Source organism: Pseudomonas sp. NPDC086278, assembly GCF_050280905.1.
Lineage (GTDB): Bacteria > Pseudomonadota > Gammaproteobacteria > Pseudomonadales > Pseudomonadaceae > Aquipseudomonas.
Map to the genome: position 1 here is coordinate 35,242 of NZ_JBNNWE010000021.1, position 24,219 is coordinate 59,460.

The 24,219-nt window shown below is 61.0% G+C and carries 20 protein-coding genes; 11 read left to right on the forward strand and 9 right to left on the reverse strand.

The window, feature by feature from the left end; all coding sequences use genetic code 11:
- The first annotated feature begins 112 nt into the window (after positions 1-112).
- Both ACQKP4_RS09130 and ACQKP4_RS09135 read left to right on the forward strand, forming a co-directional pair.
- Positions 113-1,177 (forward strand): hypothetical protein, encoded by a 1,065-nt coding sequence (locus ACQKP4_RS09130; protein ID WP_427632371.1) that lies wholly within the window; start codon positions 113-115, stop codon positions 1,175-1,177.
- Complete coding sequence (locus ACQKP4_RS09135) at positions 1,167-1,907, forward strand: AP2/ERF family transcription factor (RefSeq protein WP_427632373.1); 741 nt, start codon at positions 1,167-1,169, stop codon at positions 1,905-1,907. Before ACQKP4_RS09130 ends, ACQKP4_RS09135 begins: the two co-directional genes overlap by 11 nt.
- Here the strand turns inward: ACQKP4_RS09135 and ACQKP4_RS09140 are convergent.
- From ACQKP4_RS09140 to ACQKP4_RS09175, 8 genes are all read right to left on the reverse strand, one after another.
- Positions 1,798-2,799 carry a diguanylate cyclase domain-containing protein gene (locus ACQKP4_RS09140; RefSeq protein ID WP_427632375.1) on the reverse strand — a complete coding sequence of 334 codons (1,002 nt, stop codon included), beginning with the start codon at positions 2,797-2,799 and terminating at the stop codon, positions 1,798-1,800. The genes ACQKP4_RS09135 and ACQKP4_RS09140 overlap by 110 nt on opposite strands.
- Before the next feature lie 48 nt (positions 2,800-2,847).
- Positions 2,848-3,858, reverse strand: a complete 1,011-nt coding sequence (locus tag ACQKP4_RS09145) for a chemotaxis response regulator protein-glutamate methylesterase (protein ID WP_427632377.1) — start codon at positions 3,856-3,858, stop codon at positions 2,848-2,850.
- A complete protein-coding gene (locus tag ACQKP4_RS09150) occupies positions 3,855-6,146 on the reverse strand; it encodes a hybrid sensor histidine kinase/response regulator (RefSeq protein ID WP_427632379.1) in 2,292 nt (763 codons plus the stop codon). The genes ACQKP4_RS09145 and ACQKP4_RS09150 overlap by 4 nt, the downstream gene beginning before the upstream one ends.
- Entirely contained in the window at positions 6,143-6,826 is a 684-nt protein-coding gene (locus ACQKP4_RS09155) for a chemotaxis protein CheW (RefSeq protein ID WP_427632381.1), read from the reverse strand. The genes ACQKP4_RS09150 and ACQKP4_RS09155 overlap by 4 nt, the downstream gene beginning before the upstream one ends.
- Positions 6,823-8,088, reverse strand: a complete 1,266-nt coding sequence (locus ACQKP4_RS09160; RefSeq protein WP_427632383.1) for a CheR family methyltransferase — start codon at positions 8,086-8,088, stop codon at positions 6,823-6,825. The genes ACQKP4_RS09155 and ACQKP4_RS09160 overlap by 4 nt, the downstream gene beginning before the upstream one ends.
- A complete protein-coding gene (locus ACQKP4_RS09165; protein ID WP_427632385.1) occupies positions 8,085-8,621 on the reverse strand; it encodes a chemotaxis protein CheW in 537 nt (178 codons plus the stop codon). Before ACQKP4_RS09165 ends, ACQKP4_RS09160 begins: the two co-directional genes overlap by 4 nt.
- On the reverse strand, positions 8,621-10,243 hold the full coding sequence (locus tag ACQKP4_RS09170; protein ID WP_427632387.1) for a methyl-accepting chemotaxis protein: 1,623 nt from the start codon (positions 10,241-10,243) through the stop codon (positions 8,621-8,623). The genes ACQKP4_RS09165 and ACQKP4_RS09170 overlap by 1 nt, the downstream gene beginning before the upstream one ends.
- A 240-nt stretch (positions 10,244-10,483) precedes the next feature.
- Complete coding sequence (locus ACQKP4_RS09175) at positions 10,484-11,206, reverse strand: tellurite resistance TerB family protein (RefSeq protein WP_427632389.1); 723 nt, start codon at positions 11,204-11,206, stop codon at positions 10,484-10,486.
- 187 nt (positions 11,207-11,393) lie between these two features.
- On the opposite strand from ACQKP4_RS09175, the gene ACQKP4_RS09180 reads away from it, so the two are divergent.
- From ACQKP4_RS09180 to ACQKP4_RS09215, 8 genes are all read left to right on the forward strand, one after another.
- Positions 11,394-12,308: a LysR family transcriptional regulator gene (locus ACQKP4_RS09180; RefSeq protein WP_427632391.1), complete on the forward strand. Its 915-nt coding sequence runs from the start codon at positions 11,394-11,396 to the stop codon at positions 12,306-12,308.
- Positions 12,309-12,410: 102 nt separating this feature from the next.
- On the forward strand, positions 12,411-13,898 hold the full coding sequence (locus ACQKP4_RS09185) for a gamma-aminobutyraldehyde dehydrogenase (protein ID WP_427632393.1): 1,488 nt from the start codon (positions 12,411-12,413) through the stop codon (positions 13,896-13,898).
- Between the two features lie 82 nt (positions 13,899-13,980).
- The gene (ydcS, locus tag ACQKP4_RS09190) at positions 13,981-15,132 is read left to right on the forward strand and encodes a putative ABC transporter substrate-binding protein YdcS (protein WP_427632395.1); all 1,152 of its coding nucleotides are present in this window, start codon (positions 13,981-13,983) and stop codon (positions 15,130-15,132) included.
- Positions 15,133-15,589: 457 nt separating this feature from the next.
- Positions 15,590-16,627 carry an ABC transporter ATP-binding protein gene (locus ACQKP4_RS09195; protein ID WP_427632397.1) on the forward strand — a complete coding sequence of 346 codons (1,038 nt, stop codon included), beginning with the start codon at positions 15,590-15,592 and terminating at the stop codon, positions 16,625-16,627.
- Position 16,628: 1 nt separating this feature from the next.
- Positions 16,629-17,576 carry an ABC transporter permease gene (locus ACQKP4_RS09200; protein WP_427632399.1) on the forward strand — a complete coding sequence of 316 codons (948 nt, stop codon included), beginning with the start codon at positions 16,629-16,631 and terminating at the stop codon, positions 17,574-17,576.
- Positions 17,566-18,393, forward strand: a complete 828-nt coding sequence (locus ACQKP4_RS09205) for an ABC transporter permease (protein ID WP_427632401.1) — start codon at positions 17,566-17,568, stop codon at positions 18,391-18,393. The genes ACQKP4_RS09200 and ACQKP4_RS09205 overlap by 11 nt, the downstream gene beginning before the upstream one ends.
- A 160-nt stretch (positions 18,394-18,553) precedes the next feature.
- Entirely contained in the window at positions 18,554-19,978 is a 1,425-nt protein-coding gene (locus ACQKP4_RS09210; RefSeq protein WP_427632403.1) for a gamma-aminobutyraldehyde dehydrogenase, read from the forward strand.
- Positions 19,979-20,240: 262 nt separating this feature from the next.
- A complete protein-coding gene (locus ACQKP4_RS09215) occupies positions 20,241-21,725 on the forward strand; it encodes an APC family permease (protein WP_427632405.1) in 1,485 nt (494 codons plus the stop codon).
- A gap of 111 nt (positions 21,726-21,836) precedes the next feature.
- Here ACQKP4_RS09215 and ACQKP4_RS09220 read toward each other — a convergent pair whose 3' ends face one another.
- Positions 21,837-22,022: a hypothetical protein gene (locus ACQKP4_RS09220; protein WP_427632407.1), complete on the reverse strand. Its 186-nt coding sequence runs from the start codon at positions 22,020-22,022 to the stop codon at positions 21,837-21,839.
- Between the two features lie 392 nt (positions 22,023-22,414).
- On the opposite strand from ACQKP4_RS09220, the gene ACQKP4_RS09225 reads away from it, so the two are divergent.
- Complete coding sequence (locus tag ACQKP4_RS09225; protein WP_427632409.1) at positions 22,415-24,043, forward strand: glucan biosynthesis protein D; 1,629 nt, start codon at positions 22,415-22,417, stop codon at positions 24,041-24,043.
- Positions 24,044-24,219: the final 176 nt, after the last annotated feature.

The window sequence follows — 24,219 nt, forward strand, 5'->3', positions numbered from 1 at the left end:
ATTCAATCGCGCAAACCAACCACGTAAAACTCCATGGCCACAAGCCAGACTTCGACAACGTAGGCCAACTTTATTGGGCCGACGAATTTACAAATAAATCCCGGAATAACTAATGATTCAGGAATCGTATTACGCCGAAGCTGCCTATGGGGCGAGCGAGGTACCTCAACAAGATCGCTCATCTGAACGATCCTGGATCATGCGCTTCGCAAAAGTTAGATTGCCTTGGGGCAACGCAGATGAAGTATGCCCGGTTAGCTTTGTGGAAGATTACTCGCCAACAGACATTCGATATCAAGAAAAAGCCAAAAGGCAACGCGAAGAACAAACAGCCACTAAGAACTACACCCCAACCCCATATGAACTTATTGATTTCCACATAAGGGATGACCATGAGCGCTTCAGGCACTCACTTCTCCCAACGAGCTCCCACTTCTGGCTATACATGAGGCTTTTGGGGAAATGGATCTTTTACATATGTTTTATATTTAGTATTCCCGGTCACATCTCATTAATCTCGTTGGTAGATGAATCTTGGTGGGCGTTCACAAAAAACTCCCTTATCGAGTACTACTCTTGGTTCCTCGGCGTACCACTTCTATCCTGGGCAATCGGTTCAATAGTCATAAAACACTTCCCCAGCCTCTGGATAAAACCCTCCCGCGGCCCCATCTGGGAACTCAACCGCCGTACCGGTCTGGTCACCGTCTTTGACTACAAAAACAACGGTGAATATAAAAAGAACGGCACCATCGGTGAACTCACCGCGCCGTTTTACGAGTTCGACGCCTACATCGCCACGTCCCCGGACAGCCAGGGCATGCCGATGAATGTGCTCTACCTCGCCCATCGCTACCGCAACATCATGATCAACTTCGGCGCGCTGCTCTGCCCCGGCCCCGAAACGCAACCCGCGTGCGCCCTGTGGGATTTCATCCAGAACTACATGGATGTCAGTCGCCCCTTGCCGGACCTGCCGCAATACGAGGAATACCGCCACCTCGACCCCACCACCGCCGAATACGATCGCCTCACCGGCCGTAATCCGCGTTTCTGGATCGACATGGACGACGCGACGTTCAAGCAGGTGGTCAGGGAGATGCATCAACGCGTCGCCAGCATCGACACGTTTCAACGGCCGAACTTGATGGCTGGGTATGTGACGTATGTCGATTGATCACACCTCATCCGAGAACGTGGCACTGCTGCGCTCTGATAATCCGGACGCGGCCGCAAGCAGCAACGACTACGCCATCATCAAAGTGCGCCACAAGAAGTCGGGGGCTTTGGCGTGGCGCGTATCGTTGTTTCGGGAAGGCGTCATGAAGGTTCACAAGGAATTTACGTTCATCAGCCATGGCGGTGAGCGTCCAGCGCGTGCCGCTGCCGAGCGATTTCGCAATGAGCAGATGCTGCGTTTCCCGCCGCAACTCAGTCGCACCGTCCGTAAGAAACTGCGGGTGACCAACACCAGTGGCCTGGCGGGTGTTTCACGACAGACGAACGGCAAGAATACTTACTGGGTCGCTCAAACGAAGACCCGTGACGGCAAAAAACTTTCTCGTTCATTCAATGTGGAAAAGTTCGGAGAGGAGCAGGCGAAACTCAAGGCGGCCGAGGCGCGGAAGGAGCAATTGGCAACCATTGAGCATCGGACTTTTCGTCGGAAGCGCGGTGAGAAACTCTATGGTGAATTGCTGCTGGGGGGGCGACAGCTTAGAGAGTGCGAGGGGCCGCTTCGCGGCCCAACGGGGGCAAGCGCCCTCGCCACAGGGGAGAACTTGATCAGGTCGGCGGCTACTCGATCCCCACCTGATTGCGCCCATTGTTCTTCGCCAGATACAGCCCCTTGTCCGCCGCCGAGATCAACTGCCGGCAATCGCTGCCTTGCTGTGGAATCACGGTAGACAGCCCGATGCTGACGGTCAGACTTGAGCCTTCAGTGGGTGCAATGTGCGCAATCTTCAGCGCGGCCACGGCCTGGCGCAGCTTTTCCGCCACCAGCCGCGCGCCACCCGGTGACGTATTGGGCAGCACCAGCGCGAACTCTTCACCGCCATAACGGGCCGGCAGGTCCGACGGGCGAGCGCAGGCATCACGAATGGCGCTGGCCACTTTGCGCAACGCTTCGTCGCCTTCCAGATGCCCGAAGCTGTCGTTGAACGACTTGAAGTAGTCCACGTCGATCATCAACAACGACAGTTGCGTCTGATCGCGCAGCGAACGGCGCCATTCCAGTTCCAGGTGCTCGTCGAAGTGGCGACGGTTCGACAGCCCGGTCAGGCCGTCGGAGTTCATCAAGCGTTGCAGCACCAGGTTGGTGTCGAGCAACTGCTGCTGGCTGACCCGCAACGCGCGATACGCCGCATCGCGCTGCAACAACGTCATGTAGGAGCGCGAGTGATAACGGATGCGCGCCACCAGTTCGATGGTGTCCGGCAGCTTGACCAGGTAATCGTTGGCACCGGCCGCGAAGGCCGCGCTCTTGATCAGCGGGTCTTCCTTGGTCGACAGCACGATGATCGGGATGTCTTTGGTCGCCGGGTGGTTGCGGTATTCGCGCACCAGACTCAAGCCGTCGAGACCGGGCATCACCAGGTCTTGCAGGATCACCGTCGGCTTGATGCGGATCGCCTGGGCAATGGCCTGATGCGGGTCGGCGCAGAAATGGAAGTCGATGTTTTCTTCATTCGACAGGCCCCGCCGCACCGCTTCGCCGATCATCGCCTGATCGTCTACCAGCAACACCATCGCGGCGTTTTCGTCGGTCTTGAAGTCGTCGAGCTGTAAATCATTCATGTACGGTCACCTGAGTGCTGCCTGAGCCAGGATTGCTGCGATTTGTCGTCATTTGGCAAATATCTCCAGCAATCGTGGCGCTATCTTGCCCAGCGGGCGTATTTCCACCGCGGCGTCAATGGCTGCTGCCGCTTTCGGCATGCCATACACCGCGCTGCTGTTCTGGTCCTGAGCGATGGTCAGGTAACCCTGCTGGCGCATGAGTTTAAGCCCCTGCGCGCCATCGCGCCCCATGCCGGTCAGCAAAACGCCCACCGCATCGCCGTTCCAGTAATTGGCCACGCTCTCGAAAAACACATCGATAGAGGGCCGGTAGATCTCGTTGACCGGTTCAGCGGTGTAAGCGAGCGTGCCGTTTTTCAACAAACGGATGTGGTGGTTGGTGCCGGCCAACAGCACGGTGCCGGCCTGCGGCGGCTCGCCTTCCACGGCCAGGCGCACATTCAAGCCGCTGGCGCTGCCGAGCCATTCGGCCATGCCGGCGGCGAACACCTGGTCCACATGCTGGACCAATACGATGGCTGCCGAGAAATCTCGCGGCAAACCCTTGAGCAATACTTCCAGTGCCGCCGGGCCACCCGCGGACGAGCCAATTGCAATCAGGCGCTGGCGCGACGCCGAACTGCGCAGCGGACTGGCCGCCGCACGCTCGCGTTTGCTGCTGTCACCGATCAACCAACCGATGTTCATGATCTTGCGCAGCAACGGTGCGGCCGCCTCCCGAGCATTGCCGGCACCGACGGCCGGGGTGTCGACGACGTCCAGCGCACCGTGGCCCATGGCCTCGAACACGCGATGGACGTTCTGTTGGCGGTCGACGGTGACGATCACAATCGCGCACGGGGTCTCGGCCATGATCCGCCGGGTCGCCTCCACGCCGTCCATGACCGGCATGATCAGGTCCATCAAAATCAGGTCCGGGGTGTTTTCGGCGCAACGCTGCACGGCTTCGGCGCCATTGCTCGCGACCCAGACCACTTGATGCGCCGGTTCGAAGGCCAAGGCGCGGCGCAGGGCCTCTACCGCCATGGGCATGTCGTTGACGATTGCGATTTTCATGCCCGCGCTCCTCCGATGAGCTCGACCACTGCATCAAGCAGGGCGTCGTCATGAAAACTCGCCTTGGCTAGATAATAGTCGGCTCCGGCGTCCAGTCCACGGCGGCGATCTTCTTCGCGATCCTTGTAGGACACCACCATCACCGGCAGCGATTGCAGGCGGTTGTCGCGGCGCAGCAGTGACACCAGTTCGATGCCATCCATGCGCGGCATATCAATGTCGGTAATCAGCAGATCGAAATCCTCCGAACGCAGCGCGTTCCAGCCATCCATACCGTCCACCGCCACGGCCACGTCGTAACCGCGATTGAGCAGCAGCTTGCGCTGCAACTCACGCACGGTCAGCGAATCGTCGACCACCAGAATCCGTTTGCGCGCGGCTTCGAGCGCCTGGCTGCTGTGACGCGCAATGCGCTCCAGCCGCCCGGTGTTCAGCAGCTTGTCCACCGAACGCAGCATGTCTTCAACGTCAACAATCAACACCACCGAACCGTCGTCGAGCAACGCCCCGGCGGAAATGTCCTGCACCTTGCCCAGACGTTCATCCAGGGGCAATACAACCAGGGTCCGCTCGCCGATAAAACGCTCGACCGCCACGCCGTAAATCGCCTCACGCTCGCGAATCACCACGACTTTGAGGGTTTGCTGGCTGTTCTGGCTCGCCGGACGTTGCAGCAACTGACTGGCCGCGACCAGCCCGACGTGCCGGCCTTCGTGCCAGAAGTGCTGGCGGCCTTCGAGCTGGACGATGTCCTCGGGCTGGAGGTCGCACATGCGCTCGATGTGCGCCAGCGGAAACGCGTACGCCTCGTCACCGACCTCCACCACCAGGCTGCGCACCACTGACAACGTCAGCGGCACTTCGAGGTGGAAGCGACTGCCCTCGCCCGCCGTCTGCTCCAGCACCACCGCGCCGCGCAACTGCCGGACCATGTGCTGAACCGCGTCGAGGCCGACGCCTCTCCCGGAGACTTCGGTGACCTTGTCCCGCAGGCTGAACCCCGGCAGGAACAGGAACGTCAGCAGCTCCTCTTCGCTCAACTGCGCAGCGGTGTCGGCCGGGGATAACTGGCGTTCAACGATGCTGCGGCGGACCTTCTCCAGGTCGACGCCATGGCCATCGTCACTCAACTCCAGTACGAGCAACCCGGCCTGATGGGAAGCCCGCAGACGAATCAGCCCTTCGGCCGGTTTGCCGGCCAGCAGCCGTTGTTCCGGGGACTCGATGCCGTGATCCACCGCATTGCGCAGCAAGTGCGTGAGCGGCGCTTCGAGTTTTTCCAGCACGTCGCGGTCGACCTGAGTCTTCTCGCCTTCGATCTCCAGGCGCACCTGTTTGCCCAAATCACGGCCGAGGTCGCGGACCATGCGCACTTGCCCGCTCAGTACGTCGGCAAACGGACGCATACGACAGGCCAGCGCCGTGTCGTAAAGCACCTGTGCACGCTGACTCGCCTGCCAGGCGAACTCATCCAGCTCGGCATTTTTCTCGATTAGCAACTGCTGGGCTTGCGCAAGCAAGCGCCGCGCATCTTCCAGCGATTCCTGCGCCTCCAGGCTCAAGGCATGCTCCTTGAGGTGCACGTTGAGGTTTTCCAGCGCTCGAAGACCGTTGTTCTGCAGGCGTTTGAGGCGCTGCATGGTGGCCAGGTGCGGTTTGAGGCGCTGGGTTTCCACCAGCGATTTGCTCGACAGATCGAGCAGGCTGTTCAATCTCGCGGCGGTGACACGCAGCACCCGCTCGCCATTTTCCGTGGTGCGCCGGTTCTTGGCCGGTGGCTCGACAAGCGCGGCAGATGGCGCGTCGAGCACCGGCACCAGCACCTCGATCGGCGCTTCGTCCGGCTCAGGCTTGGTCATGAACGGCGCAATGGGTGTACTGATCGGCGCGGCCAGCGCCAGCGGATCAAGCAAGCGTGCCATCAGCGCCACATATGCCTCGATGTCCACAGGCGTTGGCGCACTGTTCGGCGTGGCGATGCGCATCAGCAAATCGGTGCCTTGCAGCAACGCGTCAATGTGTTCGGGTCGCAGGTACAGGCGCCCTTCCTGCGCGCTGACCAGGCAATCTTCCATCACATGCGCGACGCTGACCCCGGCATCGACGCCGACAATCCGCGCCGCGCCTTTGAGCGAGTGCGCCGCGCGCATGCACGATTCGAGGTGAGCGGCCTGGGTCGGATCGCGCTCAAGCGCCAGCAGGCCAGTGTTCAGCACTTGGGTCTGGGCTTCGGCTTCGAGGCCGAACAGCTCAAGCAAAGAGGCGTCGCGCATTTGCTCGGGGGTCATGTGAGGCTCCGGGTCACGGCGGACAGCAACTGTTCTTCATCCAGCCAACGCAGGCTGCGACCTTTGAAAGGCAGCACACCCTTGGTGTACCTGGCGCTGGCCTGGGTGCCGGATTGCGATGCCGCATCGAGGAGACGCTGGTCGATGGCATGAATGCCGTCGACCTCATCCACGGGCACCACCACCGGCCCACCGTGGGCGGCGATGATCAACATCCTCGGCATAACCCGTGCGCCTGAGGGCACCTCATTGGTCGGGTCGAGCCCGAGCAATTCCACCAGCGACAGACACGCAACCAACGCACCGCGCACGTTCGCCACGCCGAGCAACGCCCGGGAGCGCTGGTGCGGCAACGAATGAATGGCTTGCAGCGGCGCCACTTCCACCAGGCTGCGCGTCACCAGCCCAAGCCATTCTTCGCCCAGACGAAACATCAGCAATGAGCGGGTCTTGATGTCGCTTTCCACCGTCGTCGACGCTTGCTCGCGCTCGTCCTGCTGCAACGCGTAGCGGTCGAGCAGGCGCGTGGCGGCGGCGGAATACACCGCGCAATTGCGGCAATGAATGTGTTCGATCAGCAGTGGGCAGGACTTGTCGCCGTGGATACCGATGCGGTTCCAGCAGTCGTCGATGGCCTGGGCATCTTCATGGGTGACGTTCAAGGTGTCAGACGCGGTCATCGTTTGCGCTCACTGTCGGCGCGCTCGCTGCGGGCGGCGCGGTCCTGCAATCTTCTGGCGCCCGCCGTGTCGCCCTGGGATTGCAGCAAGGCGGCGAGGTGCATCAACGCGTCGAGGTGTTGCGGGTCGAGGTATAACGCCTTGCGGTAAAAGCCCTGGGCCTGGAGCGCGCTGCCGGCGACATCACTGAGCAAGCCCAGCCAGTAAAACACTTGGGCGACCGGTTCGTGATTGCGCAAATACTCATCGCAGGCCGCGCGAGCGTCGGCGCTTTTGCCTTCGTTGGCCAGTGCGGCAATGTTGGCCAGTAACGCGGCGGCGCCTGAAGCTTTCGCGATGGCGGCGGGCGGCGTGGGGGTCGCGAACGGGCGATGGCGCACCGGCGGCGTCACATTGCGCAGCGGCTGGCGCACGGGCAACGGCGGCGGCACATACGTCGGCGCAGGCATGGGCTCAGGTTCTGGCGCGGTGTGGCGGCTGAAGGCAAACGACTGCGGGATACCAATTGAGCGCATGCCAAACCGCCCGAGCAAACTGCCCTCGGCCGGGCCGATAAACAGCACGCCATCGACGTGGGTCAGGCGCTTGAGCACTTCGAACACTTGCTGCTGGGTGGGCTGATCGAAATAGATCAGCAAGTTGCGGCAGAACACAAAGTCATACGGCGGTTCGCTCGCCAGCAACGCCGGATCGAGCAGATTGCCGACCTGCAATCGCACCTGTTCGAGCACGCGCTCGCCCAGGCGATAGACGTCGCCCTCGGCAATGAAATGCCGCTCGCGAAAGGCAATCTCCTGACCGCGAAACGAGTTCTTGCCGTACAGCGCTCGCCTGGCTTTTTCCACCGACAGCGGGCTGACGTCCATGCCGTCGACTTTGAATTGATGCGGTTTGAGCCCGGCATCGAGCAGCGCCATGGCAATCGAGTACGGTTCTTCGCCGGTGGAACACGGCAGGCTGAGAAGCCGCAGCGCGCGCATGTTGTTGATCTCGGCCAGCCGTTTGGCCGCCAGCCTGGCGAGGGTGGCGAAGGATTCCGGGTAACGGAAAAACCAGGTTTCCGGGACGATCACCGCTTCGATCAGCGCTTGTTGTTCGTCCGGCGAGCCTTGCAGCGTGAGCCAATATTCATCGGCCGTCAGCGCGTTGGACGCGGTGCTGCGCTGACGCACCGCGCGCTCGATGATTGCCGGGCCGACCGATGTCACATCGAGGCCGATGCGCGCTTTAAGGAAATCGAAAAAACGTTGATCGCTGCTCATGGCTGCTCCTCAAGCCGCGCCGGGTCCAGCGGCGGCGATGGAAACAGCAGGGCGCGAACGTGCTCGTCGAGCAAATCGGCAACCCGCACCCATTGCAGCAAACCTTGCGCATCTTCGCGCACCGGCCCGAGGTACGGCGCCTGACGATTGTCGAGGCCATAGGGCTGAAAATCCGCCGGGTTACAGCGCAAGGTGTCGGTGGCCTGTTCCAGAATCAGCCCAAGCCATTGCGCCGGGGTGGCGTCATCGGGGCGGTAGTTGACCAGCACCAGCCGGGTGCTGGTGCGGGCCTGCGCCGGTTGGCCGAACGTCAACGCACTGAGGTCGATCACCGGCACGACCGCGCCGCGATAGGCGAACACGCCCGCCACCCAGTGCGGCGCCCGGGCAATCGGTTTCAATGGCAGGCGCGGCAGCACTTCCGCCACCTCGACGGCTTGCAAGGCATAACGTTCGGCACCGATGCGAAACACCAGGAACAACGCATGTTTCGCCGGCATCGCCGCGCCACGTCTGGTCGCGAGCTCGTTCATCAGACTTTGAATCGCGAGACGCCGCTGCGCAGCCCCACGGCCACTTGGCTCAGTTCGTCGATGGCGAAACTGGCCTGGCGCAACGACTCGACGGTCTGGCTGCTGGCATCGCCCAACTGCACCAGCGCATGGTTGATCTGTTCGGCGCCGGTGGCCTGCGCCTGCATGCCTTCGTTGACCATCAACACCCGTGGCGCCAGCGCCTGCACCTGATGGATGATCTGCGACAGCTGCTCGCCGACCTGCTGCACCTCGGACATGCCACGGCGCACTTCTTCCGAGAACTTGTCCATGCCCATGACCCCGGCCGACACCGCCGACTGGATCTCGCGCACCATCTGCTCGATGTCGTAAGTGGCCACGGCGGTCTGATCCGCCAGGCGCCGCACTTCGGTGGCGACCACGGCAAATCCGCGACCGTATTCACCGGCCTTCTCGGCTTCGATGGCGGCATTGAGCGACAACAGGTTGGTCTGGTCGGCGACTTTGACGATGGTCACCACGACCTGGTTGATGTTGCCGGCCTTCTCGTTGAGGATCGCCAATTTGGCGTTGACCAGATCAGCCGCGCCCATCACCGAGTGCATGGTGTCTTCCATGCGCGCCAGGCCTTGTTGCCCGGAACCGGCCAGCACCGAAGCCTGATCGGCGGCGGTCGACACTTCGGTCATGGTGCGCACCAGATCCCGCGAGGTCGCCGCGATCTCGCGAGAGGTCGCACCGATTTCAGTGGTGGTGGCCGCCGTTTCGGTGGCAGTGGCTTGTTGTTGCTTGGAGGTGGCGGCGATTTCGGTCACCGACGTGGTGACTTGCACCGACGAGCGCTGAGCCTGGGACACGAGGGAGGTCAGCTCGGCCATCATGTCGTTGAAGCCGGTTTCAACCGCGCCGAATTCGTCCTTGCGCTCCAGGTTCAGGCGGCCGCTGAGGTCACCTGTGCGCATGATTTCGAGGATCCGCACGATGCGATTCATCGGCGCCATGATCGCGCGCATCAGCAACAGGCCACAGAGGCCGGCGACCAGCACCGCGATCAGCAAGGAAATCCCCATGATGATTTTCGCGGTGACCACGGAATCGTCGATGTTCGCCATGTCCCGATCGGCGACGGCCTTGTTTTCACGCTGGATATCGTTGAGCTTCATGCGCCCTGCGGTCCACGCCGGGGTCAGTTGTTCATTGAACAATTTGACGGCCTCGGCTTCTTGATTGCGTGTATACAAATCGAGCACCGCGGTGAGGAGTTTGCTGTACTCCTCATGCATTTTTTCGAAGGTCGCGAATTCGGTCCTGTCTTCAGCCGTTGTGACAGTGGTGCGGTAATTACTCATCGCATCCTGCACACGCACTTCATAACTCTTGAAGTCGGCGGCGTCTTCGGCGCTGATGCCCTGTCCTTGTTTCAGGCCGAGCATTTCCTGAATCTGCAGAAAACTGTCGACCCAGGCACCGCGAATCATCGAGCTGTAATACACCCCGGGCAACGCATCATCACGCACGCTTTGTTCACTGGCTTCGATCTTCAACAGCCGCGAATACGAGACGACGACCATCAACAACATGATGGCGATGATCACCGCAAAACTCGCCAAGATGCGTTGGCGCAACGTCCAGTTCTTCACAGTCAGTCCTCGGGCGGTTCAAATGCTGGGGAGTATAGCCGAGGGCGGTGTCTCATTTATAAGACGGTGACGACAGTTCTCTGAAAACTGGAGGCGTTACGAATGGACGATCCGCGTGAAACCACTGTGCAGTTTCCCGTTGATTGTTCTGCCCAGGCTGACACAAGGTTTTTCCAACAAAATGTAACTGATGCATGCCAGTGCGAGCATCGCCAGGATGTACAGCAGAAAAACCAGGATTCAGGTCAACGCCTGGCGAACCTGTTTCTCCAACTCTATCTTCAACCCCGGCTCCAGCTTCAACTGCCGCGCCAGTTCATCCAGGTAGGACTTCTCCATGAAGCTCTCCTCATCCACCAGCATCACGCTGGCGATGTACATCTCGGCGGCCATTTCCGGGGTGCTGGCGGCGCGGGCGACTTCGGCCGGGTCCAGTGGCTTGCTGAGTTCGGCGTGCAGCCACCGCTGTAATTCCTGATCATTGTCGAGTTTGGTGAATTCGCCTTCTATCAATGCACGCTCGCGATCATCGACGTGACCGTCGGCTTTGGCTGCGGCGACCAGCGCCTTGAGAATGGCCTGGCTGTGCAACTCGACTTGCGCCGGTGGCAGGCGGTCGAGGGTCTGCGGCTCGGTCTTCGGCGCGGTACCCTGCTGGGCCTGCCAGTTGCCGTAAGCCTTGTAGGCAATGACGCCAAGCGCCGCGAGACCGCCGTAAATGGCGACTTTGCCGCCGACATTGCGGGCCTTCTTGCTGCCAAGCAGCAGGCCCATCGCGCCCGCTGCCAGTGCGCCGCCGCCCGCGCCGGAAAGCAGACCACCGAGACCGCCCGCGCCACCGCTGCCGCCGAGCAAGCCGCCCAAACCACCGCTGGTGGTTTTCTTGTGATTGCCACCGGCCTTGTTTTGCAACATATCCTGACCGGACTTGAGAAGTTGATCGAGCAATCCACGGGTATTCATTTTGCCGCCTCCAGAAAAAGGGTTGACCGGACACATAAGGCCAACAGCCTAGGCCGAAAGTGCCCAAGCCCCTGCTGCGAGAGTACTTCCAGATGTTGCGCACTTTTTGTAACGCCAAAAAGCCCATCGATTAAAAAGATATACACTGCGGCGAATCTATAAAAACCGCCCACCGGGTACTGCTCCCATGATGACCCTGCGTCAGATTCGTCACTTCATCGCCGTGGCCGAGACGGGCTCGATCTCCGCCGCCGCACAAACCGCGTTCATTTCCCAATCGACACTGACCCTGGCGATCCAGCAACTGGAGCAGGAAATCGGCGTCAGCCTGTTCAATCGCCACGCCAAGGGCATGACCCTGACCCACCAGGGGCATCAATTCCTGCGCCAGGCACACCTGATTCTGGCGACCGTGGACAACGCCAAACGCAGCCTGCAACAGAGCACCGATCAGGTGGCTGGCCAGTTGATCATCGGCGTGACCAGCCTCGTCGCCGGTTATTACCTTGCGGATCTGCTCACCCGTTTCCAGCGCGCCTACCCCAATGTCGAGATTCGCGTGATGGAGGACGAGCGCCCGTACATCGAGCATTTGCTGGTCAGCGGCGAAATCGATGTCGGCGTGTTGATCCTCTCCAACCTCGAAGACCGCCACGCCTTGCAGACTGAAGTGCTGACCCACTCGCCCCACCGGCTGTGGCTGCCGGCGCAGCACCCGCTGTTGGAACACGACAGCATCAACCTCGCCGACGTGGCGCGCGAGCCGCTGATTCAACTGAACGTCGACGAGATGGACCGCAATGCCCAGCGCATGTGGTCGGCGGCCTCGTTGCAACCGCGCATCACCCTCAGAACGGCGTCGACGGAAGCCGTGCGAAGCCTGGTTGCGGCGGGATTGGGTGTGTCGATCCAGCCCGACATGACCTATCGCCCCTGGTCGCTGGAAGGCGACATCATCGAAGCGCGGCCAATTGCCGACCTGAGCCAGACCCTGGACGTCGGCCTGGCCTGGCGCCGTGGCACGGCGCGCCCGGCGCTGGTCGACCCTTTCCTGACCGTGGCGCGGGAGCAGCCCCACGGCGGGCGCAAGCCATCTATTTAATCGAACGCCACCTTCAGTATTTAGTATTTGTCGACCTCGGGGTCCCGGACTAGTCTTGTTACATCTATATAAGACGGCCGCGCCCCAGTCGCTGGGAGCACCATGGCCACACAAGAAAAGAGAACCCGAAAAATGGCTGGCGCGCAGACCCCACTGTTCACCGCATTGTTGATCGATGGCGAATTGATCGCGGGCCAGGGCTTTGTCGAACCGATCCTCAACCCGGCCACCGGCGAGGTGTTGACGCACATCGCCGAAGCCAGCACCGAGCAAGTCGAAGCGGCCATTCTCGCCGCCCACCGCGCGTTTGCCAGTTGGTCACGCACCACGCCGCAGCAACGCTCGAACCTGTTGCTGGACATCGCCAACGCCATCGAAAAAAACGCCGACCTGCTGGCCCGCCTCGAGTCCCTCAACTGCGGCAAGCCGTTGCACCTGGCGCGCCAGGACGACTTGAACGCCACGGTCGACGTGTTCCGCTTCTTCGCCGGCGCCGTGCGCTGCCAGACCGGTCAGCTCAGCGGCGAATACCTGCCGGGCTACACCAGCATGGTCCGCCGCGATCCGATTGGCGTCGTCGCCTCGATCGCACCCTGGAACTACCCGATCATGATGGCCGCGTGGAAAATCGCCCCGGCCCTCGCCGCCGGCAACACGCTGGTGTTCAAACCGTCCGAACACACACCGTTGTCGATCCTGGCGCTGGCACCCGCGCTGGCGGAGATCCTGCCGCGCGGGGTAATCAACATTGTCTGCGGCGGCGGTGAAGGCGTCGGCAGCCACTTGGTCAGCCATCCAAAGGTACGCATGGTGTCGTTGACCGGCGATATCGTCACCGGGCAGAAAATTCTCCAGGCCGCCGCCAAAACCCTCAAACGCACGCACCTCGAACTCGGTGGCAAGGCCCCGGTGATCGTCTGCAACGATGCCGACATTCAGGCCGTGGTCGAAGGCGTGCGCACTTACGGCTATTACAACGCCGGCCAGGACTGCACGGCGGCGTGCCGGATTTACGCACAGGCCGGAATTCACGACCGACTGGTGGCCGAACTTGGCGCGGCAGTCAGCAGCCTGCGCTTCGCCGGCAAACGCGATGCCGATAACGAAATCGGCCCGTTGATCAGTACCCGCCAGCGCGACCGTGTGGCCAGTTTTGTCGAGCGCGCCCTCGGCCAGCCACACATCGAACGGGTGACCGGCGCGGCGGTGCATTCCGGTGCCGGCTTCTATTACCAGCCGACCTTGCTCGCCGGGTGCAAGCAGAGCGATGAGATCGTCCAGCGCGAAGTGTTCGGGCCGGTGGTCACCGTGACCCGCTTCGATCAACTGGAGCAAGCGGTGGACTGGGCCAACGATTCGGAATATGGCCTCGCCTCCTCGATCTGGACCCAGAACCTCGACAAAGCCATGCAGGTCGCGGCCCGCTTGCAGTACGGCTGCACCTGGATCAACAGCCATTTCATGCTGGTCAGCGAAATGCCCCACGGCGGCCTCAAACGTTCGGGCTACGGCAAAGACTTATCCAGCGATTCGCTTCAGGACTACAGCGTGGTGCGGCACATCATGGCGCGCCACGGCCAGCATCTCTGACTACGCTAATAACAAGCCGCCAACGGCATGCTTCATCACGTTCACCACTGCCCCGACCATAATTAAAGAAGAGGGAATTCCCATGTTCGTGCACAAGACCGCACTGCTCAGTGCAATCACCACGGCATTATTGGCCAGCGCCAGCATTCAGGCCGCCGAACCGCTGAAAGCCGTCGGTGCCGGCGAAGGTCAGTTGGATATCGTGGCGTGGCCCGGTTACATCGAACGTGGAGAAAGTGACAAGGCTTATGACTGGGTGACCGGTTTCGAGAAAGACACCGGCTGCAAGGTGAACGTCAAGACCGCCGCCACTTCCGACGAAATGGTCAGCCTGATGGCCAAGGGCGGTTACGACCTGGTGACGGCGTCGGGCGATGCCTCGCTGCGGCTGATCGTCGGCAAGCGCGTGCAACCGATCAATACCGACCTGATCCCGAACTGGAAAAGCATCGATCCGCGCCTCAAGGACGCGCCGTGGTACGTGGTCAACAAGCAGACCTACGGCACCCCGTATCAGTGGGGCCCGAACGTGCTGATGTACAACACCAACGTGTTCAAGACGGCGCCGACCAGCTGGAGCGTGGTGTTCGAGGCGCAAAATCTGCCGGACGGCAAACCGAACAAGGGTCGCGTGCAAGCCTATGACGGCCCGATCTACATCGCCGACGCGGCGCTGTATTTGAAAACCACCAAGCCTGAACTCGGCATCAAAGACCCGTATCAACTCACCGAAACCCAGTACAAAGCCGTGCTCGATCTGTTGCGTGCGCAGCAGCCGTTGATTCACCGCTACTGGCACGACACCACCGTGCAGATGAGCGACTTCAAAAACGAGGGCGTGGTCGCGTCCAGCGCCTGGCCGTATCAGGTCAACGGCCTGATCAACGAGAAGCAGCCGATCGCCTCGACCATCCCCAAAGAAGGCGCCACCGGTTGGGCCGACACCACGATGTTGCACGCCGAGGCCAAGCACCCGAACTGCGCCTACAAGTGGATGGACTGGTCGCTGCAACCGAAAGTCCAGGGTGACGTCGCCGCGTGGTTCGGCTCGTTGCCGGCGGTGCCGGCAGCTTGCACGGGCAGCGAATTGCTCGGCGCCGAAGGTTGCAAGACCAACGGTTTCGACCAGTTCGAGAAGATCGCCTTCTGGAAAACCCCGCAGGCTGAAGGCGGCAAGTTCGTGCCGTACAGCCGCTGGACCCAGGACTACATCGCGATCATGGGCGGCCGCTGACACTCTGCCCGCCTGTGGCGAAGAGCTTTTGTGGCCAGGGGCTTTTGCGGCAAAGGGAGCTTTTGTAGCCAAGGGCTTTTGTGGCAAAGGGAGCTTTTGTAGCCAGGGGCTTTTGTGGCAAAGGGAGCTTTTGTGGCCAGCGGCTTTTGTGGCGAGGGGGCTTGCCCCCGTTGGGTGGCGAAGCCGCCCCAAAACAAGCCACTGAGGTCTGACGGGTAAACCGCATGAGCTTTTTTTGGGAGTGCTGCGCACTCCAACGGGGGCAAGCCCCCTCGCCACAAAAGCCCCCCTCACCACAAAAGCCCCCTTGCCACAGAAGCCCCCTTGCCACAAACGTCCCTCACCACATGAGCCCACAGTCAGTGTTACAGCCGCACAGCCGCGATCACGATTCAGATTTTTCAGAAGTCCAGGCAGGGCCGCTGCGACGGCCTTCGCCTTTTTGGAGCACCGCACCATGACGCTTGCAGTCCAGTTCACCAACGTTTCCCGTCTGTTCGGCGAAGTGAAAGCCGTAGACCGGGTTTCCATCGACATCCAGGACGGCGAGTTTTTCTCCATGCTGGGCCCTTCCGGCTCAGGAAAAACCACGTGTTTGCGCCTGATCGCCGGTTTCGAACAACCGAGCGCAGGCTCGATCCGCATTCACGGCGAAGAAGCCGCCGGCCTGCCGCCGTACGAGCGTGACGTCAATACGGTGTTTCAGGATTACGCCCTGTTCCCACACATGAACGTTCGCGACAACGTCGCCTACGGTTTAAAGGTCAAAGGTGTCGGCAAAGCCGAACGCCAGAAGCGCGCCGAAGAAGCCCTCGACATGGTCGCTCTCGGCGGCTACGGCGAGCGCAAGCCGGTGCAACTGTCCGGCGGTCAGCGCCAGCGTGTGGCCCTGGCCCGCGCCCTGGTCAATCGCCCACGCGTGTTGCTGCTCGACGAGCCGCTCGGGGCGCTGGACTTGAAGCTGCGCGAGCAGATGCAAAGCGAGCTGAAAAAGCTGCAACGCCAACTCGGTATCACCTTCATTTTCGTCACCCACGACCAGACCGAAGCGCTGTCGATGTCTGATCGCGTGGCCGTGTTCAACAAGGGGCGCATCGAACAGGTCGACACCCCACGCAATCTCTACATGAAACCGGCGACCACCTTCGTCGCGGAATTCGTCGGCACCTCGAACGTGATTCGTGGCGATCTGGCGAAACAGTTGAGCGGCAACCCGCAGCCGTTTTCGATCCGCCCGGAACACGTGCGGTTCGCTGAAGGCCCGCTGGCCAGCCACGAGATCGAAGTCAGCGGTTTGCTGCACGACATTCAGTACCAGGGCAGCGCCACCCGCTATGAAGTGAAACTGGAAAACGGCCAGACCCTGAACATCAGCCAGGCCAACACTCAGTGGCTGGACATCAGCGCGCAACGTCAGACCGGGCAACGCATCAGCGCACGCTGGGCGCGCGAGGCGATGATCCCGCTGCATGACACCGTTGCGAGCGGGGTGTGAGATGAGCAGCGTGGCACTGCCTCAAACCCCGGCCAGCGGTTCGCCGTTGCGCAGGTTCTCCAACCTGCTGTATCGCCGGCCGAACTTTTACCTGTCGCTGCTGCTGGTGCCGCCGCTGTTGTGGTTCGGCGCAATCTACCTTGGCTCGCTGCTGGTGCTGCTGTGGCAAGGTTTCTACACCTTCGATGACTTCACCATGGCGGTCACGCCCGACCTGACCCTGGCGAATTTTGCAGCGCTGTTTCAGCCATCGAATTTCGACATCATCCTGCGCACCCTGAGCATGGCGATTGTCGTGTCGATTGCCAGCGCCATCGTCGCGTTCCCGATTGCCTACTACATGGCGCGCTACACCACGGGCAAGACCAAGGCGTTTTTCTACATCGCGGTGATGCTGCCGATGTGGGCCAGTTACATCGTCAAGGCCTACGCCTGGACTTTGCTGCTGGCCAAGGGCGGCGTGGCGCAGTGGTTCGTTCAGCACTTGGGGCTGGAGCCGGTGCTGCAATTCGTCCTGGGGATTCCCGGCGTGGGCGGCAGCACCTTGTCGACCTCGCACCTGGGCCGATTCATGGTGTTCGTCTACATCTGGCTGCCGTTCATGATCCTGCCGATCCAGGCCTCGCTGGAACGCCTGCCGCCCTCGCTTCTGCAAGCCTCGGCGGACCTCGGCGCGAAGCCGCGCCAGACCTTTATGCAGGTGATTTTGCCGCTGTCGATTCCGGGTATCGCCGCCGGTTCGATCTTCACTTTTTCGCTGACCTTGGGCGACTTCATCGTGCCGCAACTGGTGGGCCCGCCCGGCTACTTCGTCGGCAGCATGGTCTACTCCCAGCAAGGCGCAATCGGCAACATGCCGATGGCGGCCGCGTTCACGCTGGTGCCGATTGTGCTGATCGCCATTTACCTGTCCATCGTCAAACGACTGGGGGCCTTCGATGCGCTCTAAGCCAATCAAACAGGGCGACCAGGCCTCCCTGGGGCTGAAAATCGCCGCGTGGGGCGGGTTGGTGTTTCTGCACTTCCCGATCCTGATCATCTTCCTGTACGCCTTCAACACCGAAGAAGCGGCGTTCAGCTTTCCGCCCAAGGGTTTCACCCTGCACTGGTTCAGCGTGGCGTTTTCGCGCCCCGACGTGCTGGAAGCAATCAAGCTCTCGGCGCAGATCGCCGGCATCGCGACGTTGATTGCGATGGTGCTCGGCACCCTCGCTTCCGCCGCGCTGTATCGCCGCGAGTTCTTCGGCAAGCAAGGCATCTCGCTGATGCTGATCCTGCCGATTGCGTTGCCGGGGATCATCACCGGGATCGCGTTGCTGGCCACGTTCAAGTCGCTGGGGATCGAGCCGGGGATGTTCACCATCATCGTCGGCCACGCGACCTTCTGCGTGGTGATCGTCTACAACAACGTCATCGCCCGCTTGCGCCGTACTTCGCACAGTTTGATCGAAGCCTCGATGGACCTCGGCGCCGACGGCTGGCAGACCTTCCGCTACATCGTCCTGCCGAATCTTGGCTCGGCGTTGCTGGCCGGCGGCATGCTCGCATTTGCGCTGTCGTTCGACGAAATCATCGTCACCACCTTCACCGCCGGCCATGAACGCACCCTGCCGCTGTGGCTGCTCAACCAGCTCAGCCGCCCACGGGACGTGCCGGTGACCAACGTCGTCGCGATGCTGGTGATGATGGTGACCATGCTGCCGATTCTCGGCGCTTACTACCTGACTCGTGGCGGCGAAAGCGTTGCGGGCAGTGGCGGCAAATAACTGACAACAACTATTCCCTGTGGGAGCGGGCTTGCTCGCGAAGAGGCCATCACCTCCAGCATTGATGGTGCCTGACACACCGCTTTCGCGAGCAAGCCCGCTCCCACAGGGTTTGCGGTTTCGACAGAAGAACAACGATAGTTTCGATGAGGACAACGTCATGCAAACCAAACTCTTGATCAACGGCCATCTGGTCGACGGCGAAGGCCCCGCCCAACCGGTGTTCAACCCGGCCCTCGGCCGTGTGCTGGTGGAAATCAACGAAGCCAGCGAAGCCCAGGTCGATGCAGCGGTGCGGGCTGCCGACAACGCCTTCGAAGCCTGGTCGCAAACGCCGCCGAAAGATCGCTCGTTGCTGCTGCTCAAACTGGCCGACGTCATCGAAGCCCACGGCGAAGAGTTGGCCAAACTGGAATCGGACAACTGCGGCAAACCCTACAGCGCCGCGCTGAACGACGAGATCCCGGCGATTGCCGACGTGTTCCGTTTCTTCGCCGGCGCCAGCCGTTGCATGAGCGGTTCGGCGGGCGGTGAATACCTGGCCGGGCACACCTCGATGATCCGCCGCGACCCGGTCGGCGTTGTCGCCTCCATCGCGCCGTGGAACTACCCGTTGATGATGGTTGCCTGGAAAATCGCCCCGGCCCTCGCTGCCGGTAATACCGTGGTGCTCAAGCCGTCGGAACAGACCCCGTTGACCGCGTTGCGTTTGGCGCAATTGGCGTCGGAAATCTTCCCGGCCGGCGTGCTCAACCTGGTATTCGGTCGCGGTCCTACGGTCGGCAGTCCACTGGTCACGCACCCGAAAGTGCGCATGGTCTCGCTGACCGGTTCCATTGCCACCGGCGCGAACATCATTTCCAGCACCGCCGACAGCGTCAAACGCATGCACATGGAGCTGGGCGGCAAGGCTCCGGTGATCATCTTCGACGACGCCGACATCGACGCCGCCGTGGAAGGCATCCGCGCCTTCGGTTTCTACAACGCGGGCCAGGATTGCACCGCCGCCTGCCGCATCTACGCGCAACAAGGCATCTACGAAAAATTTGTCCAGAAGTTGGGCGAAGCGGTCAGCACCATCAAGTACGGCTTGCAGGATGACCCGTCGACCGAGCTGGGCCCGCTGATTACTGCGCAACATCGCGACCGTGTCGCCGGGTTTGTCGAACGGGCCGTGGCGCAGTCGCATATCCGCTTGATCACCGGCGGCAAAGCGGTGGAAGGCAACGGCTTCTTCTTCGAACCGACGGTGTTGGCCGACGCGCAGCAGGACGACGAGATCGTCCGGCGCGAAGTGTTCGGGCCGGTGGTTTCCGTGACCCAATTCACCGATGAAGCGCAGGTGCTGGGTTGGGCCAACGATTCGGACTACGGCCTGGCGTCGTCGGTCTGGACGGCGGACGTGGGTCGCGCTCATCGCCTGGCCGCACGCTTGCAATACGGCTGCACCTGGGTAAATACGCACTTCATGCTGGTCAGCGAAATGCCCCACGGCGGTCAGAAATTGTCCGGGTACGGCAAGGACATGTCGATGTACGGGCTGGAGGACTACACCGTCGTTCGGCATGTGATGTTCAAGCACTAAAAGCTTAAAAACTTCGCGAGCAAGCCCGCTCCCACATTTAGACCGCATCCCCCTGTGGGAGCGGGCTTGCTCGCGAAGGCCTCACCGCAAATCCAAGGAAGAAACCGGCACCAGGCACCAGGCACCAGGCACCAGGCACCAGGCACCACCAGGCTGCACCCCAAACACGCCAAAACAATAACCACCGATCCGGGCAGCGCCTTCACGGCCCGCCACGGTTTCGGACATCCGAAATCTGCCGATTTTCCGGAGCTGACAGACCATGAGTACATCACCCGAACTCGCTACAACCGCTGCCGACAGCGATGCCGAGCAACTGCGCAAACTGGGCTACACCTCGAACTTCAACCGCAGCATGAGCCTGTGGGAAAACTTCGCACTGGGCTTCACCTACCTCTCCCCCGTCGTCGGGGTTTATACCCTGTTCGGCCTGTGCCTCGCCGCTGGCGGGCCGCCGATGTTCTGGGCCTATCTGCTGGTCGGTTGCGGCCAGTTGCTGGTGTGCCTGATCTTCGGCGAAGTGGTCTCGCAATTCCCGATTTCCGGTGGCGTCTACCCGTGGGCGCGCCGGCTGGTGGGCAAGAAATGGGCGTGGATGGTCGGCTGGATCTACTCCATCGCCCTGTGCGTGACCATCGCCGCCGTGGCCGTCGGTGCCGGCCCGTACCTCGCGGCAATGATGGGGTTTGAACCGAGCAACAACACCAACATCATCATCGCCCTGGTGCTGACGCTGTTCGCCACCCTGGTCAACCTCAGCGGCACCAAAGTGCTGGCACGGATCGCCATGTTCGGCTTCCTCTGCGAGCTGATCGGCGCGGTGATCGTCGGCGTCTACCTGCTGCTGTTCGAGCGTCATCAACCGATCAGCGTGTTGTTCAACACCTTCGACATTCGCATCGACGGCTCGTACCTGCCGGCGTTCCTTACCGCTTCGTTGGCCGGGATGTTCCTGTACTACGGCTTCGAGGCCTGCGGCGATGTGGCCGAAGAAACCCCGAACCCGAGCAAGCAGATTCCAATTGCCATGCGCATGACCATTTACATTGGCGGCATCTCGGCGATGTTCGCCTGCCTGGCGCTGATCCTTGCCGTGCCGGACATGCAAGCCGTGATCAACGGCACCGACAAAGACCCGGTCACCACCATCCTCAACAACGCCTTCGGCCCGGTCGGCTCGAAAGTGGTGATGGGCGTGGTCATGATTTCCTTCATCTCCTGCGTCATCAGCCTGCAAGCGGCGGCGAGTCGTCTGCTGTATTCCTACGCGCGGGATGAAATGGTCATCGGCAGCACCTTGCTGAAAAAGATTTCTCCTACGACACAAGTGCCGGTTGCCGCACTGTTCGTGTCCGGCGTCCTGCCGGCATTGATCATCGCCCTCGGATTCTTCCTGCAAGACGCGGTCGCGACTATCGTCAGCTTCGCTGCCATCGGGATTTACCTGGCGTTCCAGATGATCGTCCTGGCCGCCCTATACGCCCGGATGAAAGGCTGGAAACCCAGCGGCAAATTCACCCTCGGCGCGTGGGGCTTGCCGGTCAACATCGGCGCTCTGGTTTACGGCGTTGGCGCAATCATCAACATGGCCTGGCCGCGTACACCGGATGCGGCTTGGTACATCAACTACGCAATGGTGCTGAGCACGGCCATCGTGATTGGGTTGGGCTTGCTCTACATGTGGCTGGCCAAACCCTACGACCACGGGACCGCGCCGGCGGGGGATGCGTGGAAGGTTAGTCGGTAATCGAGATCGCCCCGCCATCCCCTGCATTTGGGGTTGCCGGCACTTGCAGCAAAAACGCAGGTGAGTAAATGACAAAGGGGCAGACTTCACAGTCAGCCCCTTTTTTGTCGCTCAAAACCGCGAAACACTCCTCATCGCATCCACCAGATAGCGCATCGCAATCCGGTCGCTCTCCGACAGTTCGCGATAACGCTCAACCAACTTCATTTCTTCCCGGTTGAGCCGGCGTCTTCGTCGCCCGGTCCCAAGGCAGGGAAAGATGCCTAACATTTCGGTGATGCCTTGTACTTTCGCCATGGACGATGTCCTTCTGTTAGCCCGAGATATCTTCAAAAACCGCATCGCCCTCTCCTTTTTGTTTGTCGCCGGCCTGATGGGCAGAAGCCGGTCATGAACACAGAATAGGAACTATCGCGGCGCTGAAAAGCGATTTTTAGAGTAATTAGTCAAAAAAAGCAGAAATGACCTATAAATCAGAAAGGACTGTGGGAAACGTTAACCGACATTTCTTGTTTCATTGCCGCGCTGACAAAGTGCAACCAATCATTTTTTGTCTGCAACCGAACGGTTTAAGCTATTTGGCATCTGTTTAAAGTCCGTTACGTTTGGCCGAAGGCATGTCCGAACCGTTATTTCTGATCCAGCACGTGCCAGGAACGGCGCGGGATTGTTCACGACAGGTTGTACTTATGCACCGCAGGAATTTGCTCAAAGCGTCCATGGCCATCGCGGCTTATACCGGTCTGTCCGCCACTGGCCTGCTGGCCTCCCGCGCTTGGGCTGCCAGTAATGGCGCGGCTGATGGCGAGGCCCAGGCCTTCGATTTTGAGGCGCTGAAGCTTCAGGCCAAGCAGCTCGCCGGCAATCGCTATCAGGACACCAAGCAGGTGCTGCCGCCGACCTTGGCGACGATGACACCGCAGAATTTCAATGCGATCCAGTACGACGGCAATCACTCGTTGTGGAATGACTTGAACGGTCAGCTGGATGTGCAGTTTTTCCACGTCGGCATGGGTTTCAAGCAACCGGTGCGCATGTACAGCGTCGATCCGAAGACGCGTCAGGCCCGGGAAGTGCATTTCCGCCCATCGCTGTTCAACTATGAAAAAACCACGGTCGATACCAAGCAACTCGGTGCCGACCTGGGTTTTTCCGGGTTCAAGCTGTTCAAGGCGCCGGAGCTGGACAAGCACGACGTAGTGTCTTTCCTCGGCGCCAGCTACTTCCGTGCGGTCGATGCCACCGGGCAGTACGGCCTGTCGGCGCGCGGTTTGGCGGTCGATACGTACGCCAAGAAGCGTGAAGAGTTTCCGGACTTCACCAAGTTCTGGTTCGAGACGCCGGACAAGGACAGCACCCGTTTCGTGGTCTACGCCCTGCTCGATTCGCCGAGCGCCACCGGCGCTTATCGTTTCGACATCGATTGCCAGGCCAGTCAGGTCGTCATGGGCGTCGATGCGTACATCAATGCGCGCACCGCCATCGAGCAGTTGGGCATCGCACCGATGACCAGCATGTTCAGCTGCGGCACCCACGAGCGCCGCATGTGCGACACCATCCACCCGCAAATCCACGACTCGGATCGCCTGGCCATGTGGCGCGGCAACGGCGAGTGGATCTGCCGTCCGCTGAACAACCCGGCGACGCTGCAATTCAACGCCTTCGCCGATACCGATCCGAAAGGCTTCGGTCTGGTGCAGACCGACCACGAGTTCGCCAGCTATCAGGACACTGTCGACTGGTACAGCAAGCGCCCGAGCCTGTGGGTAGAACCGACCACCGCGTGGGGCGAAGGCTCTATCGATCTGTTGGAAATTCCTACGACCGGCGAAACCCTGGACAACATCGTCGCCTTCTGGACCCCGAAAAAACCGGTCGCGGCCGGCGACTCGCTGAATTACGGCTACAAGCTCTACTGGAGCGCGCTGCCACCGGTCGGCACGCCGTTGGCGCGGGTCAACGCAACGCGTTCAGGCATGGGCGGCTTCACCGAGGGCTGGGCGCCGGGCGAGCATTACCCGCTGGTGTGGGCACGACGGTTCGCGGTGGACTTCACCGGCGGCGGTCTCGATCGCTTGCCGGAGGGTGCCGGGATTGAACCGGTGGTCACCTGTTCGAACGGGGAGGTGAAAGATTTCAACGTGCTGGTGCTGGATGACATCAAGGGTTACCGCATCACGTTTGACTGGTTCCCGACCAATGACAGCGTGGAGCCGGTCGAGCTGCGGTTGTTCATTCGCACCAATGACCGGACGTTGAGCGAGACCTGGCTGTACCAGTATTTCCCGCCGGCGCCGGATAAGCGTAAGTACCCCTGATCGTTATTGGATGTCTGGGCTGGCCCCTTCGCGAGCAAGCCCGCTCCCACATTAGATCTTCATTAGACGCAAATTTTGTGTATGACAAAGATCAACGGTGGGAGCGGGCTTGCTCGCGAAGACGGCCTGACAGGCAACAAAAATCCCTGCACCGAAACGCAAAAGCCCCGATCAAC

What these genes read in the sequence shown, in the direction of transcription:
- ACQKP4_RS09130 (WP_427632371.1), top strand. Translation starts at nt 113, where the DNA reads ATGATTCAGGAATCGTATTACGCCGAAGCTGCCTATGGGGCGAGCGAG.
- ACQKP4_RS09135 (WP_427632373.1), top strand. Translation starts at nt 1,167, where the DNA reads ATGTCGATTGATCACACCTCATCCGAGAACGTGGCACTGCTGCGCTCT.
- ACQKP4_RS09140 (WP_427632375.1), bottom strand. Translation starts at nt 2,799, where the DNA reads ATGAATGATTTACAGCTCGACGACTTCAAGACCGACGAAAACGCCGCG.
- ACQKP4_RS09145 (WP_427632377.1), bottom strand. Translation starts at nt 3,858, where the DNA reads ATGAAAATCGCAATCGTCAACGACATGCCCATGGCGGTAGAGGCCCTG.
- ACQKP4_RS09150 (WP_427632379.1), bottom strand. Translation starts at nt 6,146, where the DNA reads ATGACCCCCGAGCAAATGCGCGACGCCTCTTTGCTTGAGCTGTTCGGC.
- ACQKP4_RS09155 (WP_427632381.1), bottom strand. Translation starts at nt 6,826, where the DNA reads ATGACCGCGTCTGACACCTTGAACGTCACCCATGAAGATGCCCAGGCC.
- ACQKP4_RS09160 (WP_427632383.1), bottom strand. Translation starts at nt 8,088, where the DNA reads ATGAGCAGCGATCAACGTTTTTTCGATTTCCTTAAAGCGCGCATCGGC.
- ACQKP4_RS09165 (WP_427632385.1), bottom strand. Translation starts at nt 8,621, where the DNA reads ATGAACGAGCTCGCGACCAGACGTGGCGCGGCGATGCCGGCGAAACAT.
- ACQKP4_RS09175 (WP_427632389.1), bottom strand. Translation starts at nt 11,206, where the DNA reads ATGAATACCCGTGGATTGCTCGATCAACTTCTCAAGTCCGGTCAGGAT.
- ACQKP4_RS09180 (WP_427632391.1), top strand. Translation starts at nt 11,394, where the DNA reads ATGATGACCCTGCGTCAGATTCGTCACTTCATCGCCGTGGCCGAGACG.
- ACQKP4_RS09185 (WP_427632393.1), top strand. Translation starts at nt 12,411, where the DNA reads ATGGCCACACAAGAAAAGAGAACCCGAAAAATGGCTGGCGCGCAGACC.
- ydcS (WP_427632395.1), top strand. Translation starts at nt 13,981, where the DNA reads ATGTTCGTGCACAAGACCGCACTGCTCAGTGCAATCACCACGGCATTA.
- ACQKP4_RS09195 (WP_427632397.1), top strand. Translation starts at nt 15,590, where the DNA reads ATGACGCTTGCAGTCCAGTTCACCAACGTTTCCCGTCTGTTCGGCGAA.
- ACQKP4_RS09200 (WP_427632399.1), top strand. Translation starts at nt 16,629, where the DNA reads ATGAGCAGCGTGGCACTGCCTCAAACCCCGGCCAGCGGTTCGCCGTTG.
- ACQKP4_RS09205 (WP_427632401.1), top strand. Translation starts at nt 17,566, where the DNA reads ATGCGCTCTAAGCCAATCAAACAGGGCGACCAGGCCTCCCTGGGGCTG.
- ACQKP4_RS09210 (WP_427632403.1), top strand. Translation starts at nt 18,554, where the DNA reads ATGCAAACCAAACTCTTGATCAACGGCCATCTGGTCGACGGCGAAGGC.
- ACQKP4_RS09215 (WP_427632405.1), top strand. Translation starts at nt 20,241, where the DNA reads ATGAGTACATCACCCGAACTCGCTACAACCGCTGCCGACAGCGATGCC.
- ACQKP4_RS09220 (WP_427632407.1), bottom strand. Translation starts at nt 22,022, where the DNA reads ATGGCGAAAGTACAAGGCATCACCGAAATGTTAGGCATCTTTCCCTGC.
- ACQKP4_RS09225 (WP_427632409.1), top strand. Translation starts at nt 22,415, where the DNA reads ATGCACCGCAGGAATTTGCTCAAAGCGTCCATGGCCATCGCGGCTTAT.